6 protein-coding genes and 1 pseudogene are annotated in these 9,470 nt (G+C 68.9%); 3 read left to right on the plus strand and 4 right to left on the minus strand.

Annotation, left to right across the window (positions count from 1 at the left end):
- The first annotated feature begins 726 nt into the window (after nt 1–726).
- The gene (locus AQJ11_RS43830) at nt 727–1,236 is read left to right on the plus strand and encodes a transglycosylase SLT domain-containing protein (protein ID WP_059267227.1); all 510 of its coding nucleotides are present in this window, start codon (nt 727–729) and stop codon (nt 1,234–1,236) included.
- A 1,037-nt stretch (nt 1,237–2,273) separates the two neighbouring features.
- Here AQJ11_RS43830 and AQJ11_RS52005 read toward each other — a convergent pair.
- Both AQJ11_RS52005 and AQJ11_RS52010 read right to left on the minus strand, forming a co-directional pair.
- On the minus strand, nt 2,274–2,558 hold the full coding sequence (locus AQJ11_RS52005; protein ID WP_244218666.1) for a helicase associated domain-containing protein: 285 nt from the start codon (nt 2,556–2,558) through the stop codon (nt 2,274–2,276).
- Between the two features lie 322 nt (nt 2,559–2,880).
- Nucleotides 2,881–3,291, minus strand: a pseudogene (locus AQJ11_RS52010) (Helicase associated domain protein); the annotation flags it as partial.
- Between the two features lie 378 nt (nt 3,292–3,669).
- On the opposite strand from AQJ11_RS52010, the gene AQJ11_RS43845 reads away from it, so the two are divergent.
- Nucleotides 3,670–4,125 carry a hypothetical protein gene (locus tag AQJ11_RS43845; protein WP_244218664.1) on the plus strand — a complete coding sequence of 152 codons (456 nt, stop codon included), beginning with the start codon at nt 3,670–3,672 and terminating at the stop codon, nt 4,123–4,125.
- A gap of 276 nt (nt 4,126–4,401) precedes the next feature.
- Nucleotides 4,402–4,956: a hypothetical protein gene (locus AQJ11_RS49610; protein ID WP_159061814.1), complete on the plus strand. Its 555-nt coding sequence runs from the start codon at nt 4,402–4,404 to the stop codon at nt 4,954–4,956.
- A gap of 27 nt (nt 4,957–4,983) precedes the next feature.
- Here AQJ11_RS49610 and AQJ11_RS43850 read toward each other — a convergent pair whose 3' ends face one another.
- Together AQJ11_RS43850 and AQJ11_RS43855 are read right to left on the minus strand one after the other, a co-directional pair.
- On the minus strand, nt 4,984–6,216 hold the full coding sequence (locus AQJ11_RS43850; RefSeq protein ID WP_059267229.1) for an IS30 family transposase: 1,233 nt from the start codon (nt 6,214–6,216) through the stop codon (nt 4,984–4,986).
- Between the two features lie 147 nt (nt 6,217–6,363).
- Entirely contained in the window at nt 6,364–8,949 is a 2,586-nt protein-coding gene (locus tag AQJ11_RS43855) for a DEAD/DEAH box helicase (RefSeq protein WP_079082707.1), read from the minus strand.
- Between the last annotated feature and the right edge of the window lie 521 nt (nt 8,950–9,470).

Consider the following 9,470-nt stretch of genomic DNA (forward strand, 5'->3'; position numbering starts at 1 on the left):
CGGCCGCCGGCCGCCCCCGTCCCCGGCACCCGTCTCGCCTACGCCTGTGCTTCCTGCATCGTGGGCACGTGCGGCCGGATCCGCAGCGTCGCGCAGGTGCCTCGGTCGGCGCGGCGGTGTACGAGTGGCCGGCCTACGGCACCTACGGCACCGGCGGCACCGGCGGCGCCTGTGGCAGGCAGCGTCTGGCCTGCCCGGAAGTGGCCCGTCCGCCCGGACGACGGCGCTGGGTTTCCTGGCCGAGGCCACGAAGTGCGCGGGCTCCTGCCGGCGGGCCCGCCGAGCCCGTATCAGCATCCCGCGGTCACCCTGGCGAGGTCTGGACCGGTCGCATGTACGCATTTCCGGGCTGCGCGCTGCCCCCTTCGGGGTGGAGCAAGCCTGGTCGGAGGCCTGGTTTTCCGGTTCTCGCGTGACGCCACCCACGAGAGGCAGGTCACGTCCTAAGCGGGGTCGTAGAGCCGGCAGCGCTCTGACGCACAGGAACGCCACAAAATGACCGAATTAGGGCTATTTCTACGCTCTTGGGTAGTAGGTCACATTCTTGCTTCCCGTTCTCGTGGTCGCTAACCATGTCTGTCGTCGCCGCGAACAGCAGGTCGGGCCGGGTGGGATCGCCGGGGCCGTCGTTGTTCGCCGCGCTGTGCGGGGCCTCGCCCCGACGCCCGACAGGCCGCGACCGGATGATCCGGCCGGCGCCTCAAAGACGTCCCGTAGGAGACCCCCATGACCGCGATCACCGCTGCCTCCCGCCTTGCCCGTCTGCGCAACCTGGCCGTCACCGGCCTGGTCACCACCGGCGCCGCGGCCGCGGCCCTGACGCTGACGCCGGCCACCGCCCACGCCGCCGAAGCCCCCAAGGCCGCCCCCGCCATCGCCTCCAAGGCCACCGCCCCCGCCGGCGCCAAGGGCGCCGCGAACAACCTCGACGGCTGGATCAAGCAGTCCCTGGCCATCATGAAGGCCAAGGGCATCCCGGGCACCTACGAGGGCCTGCACCGCAACATCATGCGCGAGTCCAGCGGCAACCCCAACGCCCAGAACAACTACGACGTCAACGCCAAGAACGGCACCCCCTCCAAGGGCCTGCTCCAGGTCATCGACCCCACGTTCAAGGCATTCCACGTCGCCGGCACCGCCAACAGCTCCACCGACCCGGTCGCCAACATCACCGCCGCCGCCAACTACGCCGCCCACCGCTACGGCTCCATCGACAACGTCAACTCCGCATACTGACCCATCGCAGCGGACCTTCGCCCAGCTACAAGCTGCTGCACCACGTGAACGTCAAACAGCAGCCTCCCCGACAGGTGACAACCCGCCTGCCAAGCTGACAACCAGCATGAGTCGGCTCACTCCGCACGATCCCATCCGGCGTGGAGCTCCCGGGTCACCAGCGCATGCCGAGCTGGTCCAGCGCGGCGCGTCGTACAGGGGTGAGCTTGCCGGTCCGCCGCCGGGTGCTGTCCATGTCCACAAAGGTCCCGAGCTTGAATGCCGACCGGCTGGCCGTCGGCGTCCGGCGCTCTATGGTGGTGCTCGCCGCCCGGGCCCGCGACACGCACGCCGCCCGCGTCCGGCACCCCACGGGCTTCACCTCTCGGGAGTCTCTCACCGGGTCGTGCCGTGAAACGCCTGGCGCGTTGGCCCGTTCGCAATGCATTGTCACCAGCTGGCGGATGAGCCGTAAGCGCTGGTCGGTGACTGACGGGTGGGAGGGGCTGCGTGACTGAGCATGACCACCGGTGGACCGTCTGGATCCGCTCTCGCCTACTGCACTATGACGGCACCCTGCGGGTGAAGGACAAAGATCCGCTGCAACAACAGGCGCGCCGCATCCCCGTCTACGCACCCTGGTTACCTGACCGCCCTGTTGAACAGTGGCCCGAGTGGGTCCGCAGGTGCATCGACTGTGCGGCTTGGGAGGCGGCCGACTCCACGCAGGGAGCGCTGCCCCACTCACTTCGGCGTCAGCTCAACTGGCCAAGGCATCTGTGGTACCGGCTCTTCCACCGGCACGTGTGGTCGGAGAAGACGCAGTGGACGACCCACGAAGGGACGGGCACCAGCCGCCACTGTTACACCTGCGGGTACGTCTCGTCGGGGTACCGCAGATTCCCCATCGAAGGTTCGGGAAACTGACGTGATGCCGGCAGCATCTCAACGGGACTGGCACCGAGGCACCGCGCATGCAAGCCGCGACCCGGCCACTGCGGCGCCCCGCCCGAGGAAGCTGACTGCGGATGCCTATCCCACTGCCGCCCGTGCTCGGGTTACCAGCGCATCCCGAGCTGGTCGAGGGCCCGCCTGTTGGGGGTGAGTTTGTCGGCCCGGCGGCGGGTGTTGTCCAGGAAGGTGCCGAGTTTGATGTCGACCGGCTGGCCGTCGACGTCCAGGCGCTCGACGTGCTTCCGGCCCGGTCGTAGGTGTCTCTCACGGGCGTGGTACTGCCGGGCTGCGCGGAGGTTGAGAGCCCACTTGCCGTCTGCAGTGAGCTTCCCCGACTGCGCCCCGGGGCCGGCGGGTTCCAGTCCGAGTGTGCTGCCGAGGGGAGCCATTGCTGGGCGGGGGAGAGCTTGTCCCATCCCTGCCGCTGCGCCGCGACCCACGCCCCGAGATCCTCGCCCTGCACGACGAGTTCCCCGGCCGCCCTCGGGCAGGGTGCCCCCGGCCTGGACGTGGGTGCGGGTGAGGGTGAAGCAGCGCTGCCACGCCACGGTCCACCCGAGGGGGCACCATCCGGGGCGGATGGCCTCCAGGGCTGCCAGACGGCTCTCTGGCAGCTCTCCAGCGGCCGTGGGCACGGTTTTCCCCGACGGCGCGCCGTTCGGTGCTCTCCAGGGCCCTGCGGGCCTTCGCCCGCCTGTTCTTCGCCCACACCCCGATCGGGTAGCCGCCGTCCCCCACAGCGTTCACGGGGGGAAGGAAGTGCCCGTGTGCGGCGGCCCACGACCGCGCGACAGTCAAGCCTTCCTCCCATGCGACGTCATGGTGGGACCAGACCATGCCCAGCTTGTCCAGTTGCTTGACGCGGGAGGCTTCCAGGGTTCCCGCGTTGTAGTAGCGGCGTAGGTCGGCGAGCCACCGCCCCATCGGGAACCCGGCGGCTGCGCCGGCCGACTCGTCCTCGCCCGTCACGTACTCGTACGGCACCCGCAGTTGCCCGCCGCCGTTCTCCCGCAGCCACCGGGTCGCCGCCGCGATCCCGCGCCGACATCCCCGCGCAAGCCGCGCCCGATCGGCAGGCCATCCGGCCTGCCCGCAGGCTGCGCCTTTGGCGCCGAACCGCACCTCCTCACCGACCCCGCACTACCGCGGCCTGGTCATCAACCGCATCGCCCGCTCCTTCTCCGGCATGTGGCCCGCGCCGTCGGCCGCCGTACCCACCTGACCCCGCGGCCTGAAGGCTCCGGGAGGCGTGGCCCAGTCCCGCCGAAAACTCCTGTGGCATCTCTTGTGTGGGTTCCCACGCGGCCCGGACGTTTCCGTACGGGTGGGGTGTGACATCCGTGGGACCGGCCTGGGCTGGGGTCTGTGCGCTATCTCGTTCGTGTGAAGGCGAGGGGGTTTCCGCACGGAACGGCATCGCTCTTTGTGATCATTTGACTACTCGTTGGCGCCGTTGAAGGAGTGTGGGTTGTGATGAACCTTCGTAGGGCTGTGTGTGTTGTGGCCGGAGTGCTGGCTTTTGCCGGCGCGGGCGCGGCCAGCGCGCAGGCGGTGGCCCCGTGGGGCCCCGCAGGGGTGCCCACCCGGGTTGCGGAGCCCGGGGCGGTCACGCGTCCGAGCAGTGATCACATCATCCGGCCGCGTGCGACGATCTGCAGGAACCAGGCGTGGACGTCGGGCAACGGGCGCGCGGCCCTGCGTATGCAGGAAGACGGCAACTTCGTCCTCTACAAGGACGGGCGTCCTGTGTGGCAGGCTCCCAACACGTGGAGCCGCGGCAACTGCGCTGTCTTCCAGGAAGACGGCAACTTCGTGGTCTACGACAGCTCCGGGAACCCGGTCTGGGCGGCCGATACCTGGCACAAGGGTGCCTACCTCGCTGTCCAGGACGACGGCAATGTCGTCGTCTACGACAACGCTGGCCGGCCTGTCTGGGCAACCAACACCGGCGACTGACGCCTACGGCCTCACCCAGGAATGGACGCAGCGCCGTACCGGTGAATTCGCCGGACGTTCCGCCACGATCGTTAATCGGCGGAAGAAGGAGCGGGAGCGGGCCGCGTAAATCCGGAGTGCAGGGAAACACCCTCGGGCGTGAAGGCGGATTCCAGTGGTCGTCGCAACACGTGATCTCTGATGTGTAGCACAGGCAGTCAAGCAGCAGACCCGAGGTCGGCAGGCCCCGGGTCTGCGTATGCTCGCCTCGATTGCTCGGGTTGACGAGGGGCGTGCGTGCTGAAGCTGCTTGGGTTCTTCGATGACTCCGGTTACTCAGGTGAGGTTGCTGCGGGACCGTTGGCGGCCCAGGCGCAAGCGTCCGGCGAACACGACGAAGCGAAAATTGTGGAGTATTTGGACGTAGGCCATCGCCTCACGTACCCCATGGAGGCAGGGGTCGACGTGCTCACAGGTGAGGTTCACCGGCACACCTCCGGCTGTTCGCCGCTTGTCACCGACGCAATGTGGGTATGGCGCGCGGACTTTGCGCACTATCTGGAGGCGTACCACGTGCCGTTGCCCGCAGATTTTGTTGCCCGCGTTCGAGAGCTGCGCCATCAGATGCCGGACCTGGTCGGTGCAAACTTCGCACCGGTCTTCAACGAGGTGCTCCTGGGGTTCGGATGGACGCATGAGGGCCCGTGGGACACAGAGTCTCTCCTGCACCCCAAGCCACGAACCGTTCTAACGCGTGCAGAATTCGTACCGAAGGTCCGGCAAGAACGACCTGCCGGCGCCTGGGGGAAGGCGCCGCGCAAGCCTCGCAGGGACAAGAAGCACGGTTTTTAGCGATCGTCGCGACTTGCGGTGGTCTGATCAGGCGGCGAGTAGTTTCTGCAGGCGCTCGGCTGGGGTCTCCCAGCTGAGCGCCTTGCGTGGACGGCTGTTGAGTTCGACGGCGACGGCGGCCAGGTGCTCGCGGCTGCGCGGGGACAGATCGGTGCCTTTCGGGAAATACTGACGCAGCAGGCCATTCGTGTTCTCATTGGAGCCGCGCTGCCAGGGGCTGCCAGGGGCGCAGAAGTAGACCGGGATGTCGGTGGCGATGGTGAACGCCCTGCGGGCTGCCATCTCGGAGCCCTGGTCCCAGATCAGGGAACGCTTCAAGTCCTGTGGGAGCGATGTGACGGCCTCGATGAGTGCGTCCCGGGTGCTGACCGCGCTGTGATCCTTGGGCAACGGCGCCAGCAGGACGTAGCGGGTGCTGCCTTCGACGAGGGTAGCGATCGCGGACTTCCCTTCCTTGCCGATGATGAGATCGCCTTCCCAGCGGCCGGGGACGGCCCGGTCGGCGACTTCGGCCGGGCGCTCGCTGATCATGACCATGTCGGCCGACATGCGCGGCTGGCGCTTGTAGAACTGGCGGTGCGGCCGGCGCATGACCCTCCCGGTCCTCAGCGCGCGGGTTAGCTCCCACCGTAATTCTCCGCGGCCTTGGACGTAGAGGGCCTGATAGAGGGTCTCGTGGGTCACGTACATCTCCGGCCGGTCGGGAAAGACGGCCCGCAGAGCCGGGCAGATCTGCTCAGGACTCCACCGTCGCGCGAGGCGGTCCTGGATGAAGCCTCGCAGTTCCCGGTTCTGCCCGATCCTCCCCGGCTTCCGGCAGGGCTTGCAGGCGTCGGCGCGGGCCCGGGCGGCACGGGGCCGGCAGGCCCAGCCGGAGCCGTCCCTGCGCAGGGGCGTGCCGTTGCGGCGTATCTCCCGGCTGACGGTGGAAGGGCTGCGGCCCAACTCTGCCACTATGGTCCGGACGGACGCCTTCTCCCGCAGCCGGTCGGCGATGTGGATGCGCTCGGACTCCCGCAAATAGCGGCCTGGGCCTGGCGAAGACGGCTCCCGATAGACCAGGGGACGCGCCTTCGCCAGGCCCTTGTGCGCGTGGCGGCCATTGCGCCACACCTTGCCGGGGCGGGGGCTGACGCCCACGATCCGGCACGCCTCTCTGTTGCTGTAGCCCTGCTGCATGAGCTGGAAGTATGCCGACCGCTCAGCAGTCAGCTTCTTCCGTCCCTGCGGCTTCCGGTCCTCCCGGATCTGGTAGGCCATCGCATCACCTGAGCTGGGATGTTGCGACGACCACTAGAACTCAAGGAATTGGCCCGGGGGTGTTTCGTGTTCACGACTGGATTCCCGAGAGGCTGGCACTGAGGGGTGGCGGGCGCTCGCTGCCCGCCGCCTCGGTGTCCGGTCGGGTTACCAGCGCATGCCGAGCTGGTCGAGTTCGGCCCGCCTGTCGGGGGTGAGTTTGTCGGCGCGGCGCCGGGTGTTGTCCAGGAACGTCCCGAGTTTGATGCCGACCGCTTCGCCGTCGACGTCCAGGTGCTCGATGTGCTTGCGGCCCGGTCGCAGGTGTCCTTCGCGGGCGTGGTACTGCCGGGCCGCGCGGAGGTTCAGCGCCCACTTGCCATCCGCGGTGAGCTTGGCCGGCCGCGCCCCAGGGGCGGCGGGTTCCAGTCCGAGTGTGCTGCCGAGGAGCCATTGCTGGGCGGGGGTGAGCTTGTCCCACCCGTGCCGCTGTGCGGCGACCCACGCCCCGAGGTCTTCGCCCTGGACGACGAGTTCACCGGCCGCCTCGGGGAGCGCGCCCCCGGCCCGGACGTGGGTGCGGGCGAGGGTGAAGCAACGCTGCCATGCCACGTCCCATCCCAGCGGGCACCATCCCGGGTCGATGGCCTCCAAAGCCGCCATGCGGCTCTCTGGCAGCTCCCCGGCGCCTACGGGCACGGTTTCACCGGCCGCGCGCCGCTCGGCGTTCTCCCAGGTCCTGCGGGCCTCAGCGCGCCTGTTCTTGGCCCATACCCCGATCGGGTAGCCGCCATCCCCGATCGCGTTGACCGGCGGGAGGAAGTGTCCGTATGCGGCGGCCCAAGAGCGCGCGACCGTGAGCCCTTCCTCCCACGCGACGTCATAGTGGGACCACACCATGCCCAGCACGTCGAGCTGCTTCACGCGGGAGGCTTCCAGGGTTCCCGCGTTGTAGTAGCGCCGTAGGTCGGCGAGCCACCGCCCCAGCGGGAACCCGGCGCCGGCCGACTCGTCCTCGGGCATCACGTAGTCGTACGGCACGCGCAGTTGCCCGCCGCCGTTCTCGCGCCGCCACCGGGTGGCCGCCTCGATCCCGCGCCGCCAGTACGCCTTCTCCGGATCGATCACCCGCAGGCTCACGAACTGCGCCACCAACGCGGGGTCACGCGGGCTGCTGAAGCGGAGCAGGCCCGCCGCTGCCTGGCTCACCCACACGTCATCCCCGGCGCCTGCGTCCGCCTCGGGACCGTCCTCGGCGCCCTGGTCCTGGTCCTCGTCGTCCTCGGCGAGCTCGGCGCCCTGGTCCTGGTCCTCGGCGAGCTCGGCAACCAACTCGACTTCTGACAGAGGTACTTGAGTCTCGTCGTCGCCGGTGCGGCGTCCGCTGCGCTGCCGGGGATCGGCCAGAGCCTCGATCGTGTCCGCGTCGTGCGCACGGAGCGCCCCGAGCACCTTCGCGAGGGTCCCGTACACATCCGAGGTCAGAATTTCGTCGGTGTCCTCGTCGGGGCCGAGGAGTACCGGCACCACAAGTGAAGCCAGTTTCCCCTCTCCCGGATTCATGCGCAGGGCACGCCCGACCATTTGCACGATGTCGACCATGGACCCTCGTGCATCGCAGAAAGCAACCGCATCACACTGCGCCGTATCCACGCCTTCCCCCAGCACTTTCACAGAGCTGAGGACACGGACCGCAGCCGGGATATCCGACCGGGCGCCACCGATGAAATCGGAGGCGAATTCGGCCAAAACTTCACGCCGATATCCGGGGGCGTGGTCCCCGTGGAGCCAGTCTGCCCAGACCCGCTCCGCCGGCGGGAAGGTCTCCGGGTCGTCCTCGGCGAGCCGGGCCGCCACCGACGGCATGCCCCGGGCCATCGCCTCCGCCTCTGACACCCGGCTGTGAAAGGTCAGGATGCGCCGCAGCCGCTCCCGCGCGGCAGCCGTCAGAAGTCCGGCCTGAAGCGCCGCGAGCCGCGCCCCGCGCACCCGGTCAGAGCCTCCCGCTTCCTCGGCGAGCGCGGCGTACAGGTCGGGGTCCCGGATGTCCAGGCACACCACCTGGTACGGCGCCACGATCCCCCGCCGGATCGCCTCCGACAGCTTGAGCTTGTACGCCACCGGCCCGAACACGGGGGAATCCTCGTCCATGGACGCCACCAACCGGGGCTGCTCCCCCTCGGCCTCCCACACACGGGGCGTCGCGGTCATGTAGAGCCGTCGCACCGCTGGAATCCGCGCCTGATGGTGCACCGCCGCCCACGGCTTCATGCCGTCCCCACTTGTCCTGTGGGCTTCGTCCACGATCATGAGGTCCCACATCCTCAGACCCGCCTCGTGCGCCCGCTGGAGCTTGCCCAGACCCACCGCCGCGTAGGTCGCGAACACCGTGACCGTCTCCAGGTCCCGCACCCACGACAGGAGTTCATCCGGGTCTGTGGTGCACGGGATGCCGTCGGACTCCTCGGGCCCAAGGTCGCACACCCCGACCATCGCGCCCCGCCGACCGCCCCGGCGCCATGCGCCGGCCATCTGTGTCAGCAGGTCCCGCGTCGGCACCAGGACCAGCACCCGCCGCGCGGAAAGCCGCCGCGCTGATTCCACAGCAATCAGCGTCTTGCCTGATCCGGTCGCGGCGATTACCTGCGTGCGTAGACCCTCCGGGGGAATGTTCCCCCCGGGTGGGTCCTGAAGGTGATTCACCACGGCGTCTACGGCTTCCGACTGATGCGGTCGCAATTCGATGTGAGGCATTCGGAGACCCGCTTTCTGCTCGGCTATACAGAGGTGACGAGTGGAGATTTCCCGTTGTCATCAGTGGTACTGACGGACCAGAATTTCCTCCGCACGTGCTGAGGGGAGGAGCCGGGGGAGGGGGTGCGTGCTGAGCCCAGACTCTATCCCGAGGGTGTGTCATGACGCACGAAGGTTGGGGAAGGGTCGTCAGATTGGCTGGTTCTGGTGTGGGTTGGATCTCCCGGTTGTTGGGCCCCTGAGTTGGGGGCCTCGGGCCCGGCGGAGTGAGCGGGGTGACACTCCGTCAGTCCAGCGGTCGGCAACCAGCATCGGCACCGCTGCTGCTTCAGGCGGGCGCGGAGCGCACGCCGTTCGCCCGGAGACGGGGCGCGGAGCGGCCCGGCACCGGGCAGGAATCCGGCGGAGCCGGATTCCCCTCGACCGCGTCAGCGGTCGAGGCCCGGAACGGAGTTCCGGGCTTATTCCGCGCTTGCGCGGAATCCGCCGCGTAGCGGCGGCGCGTCGCGTCTGCGGAGCAG

The sequence above is a fragment of the Streptomyces corchorusii genome (assembly GCF_001514055.1).
Lineage (GTDB): Bacteria > Actinomycetota > Actinomycetes > Streptomycetales > Streptomycetaceae > Streptomyces > Streptomyces olivaceoviridis.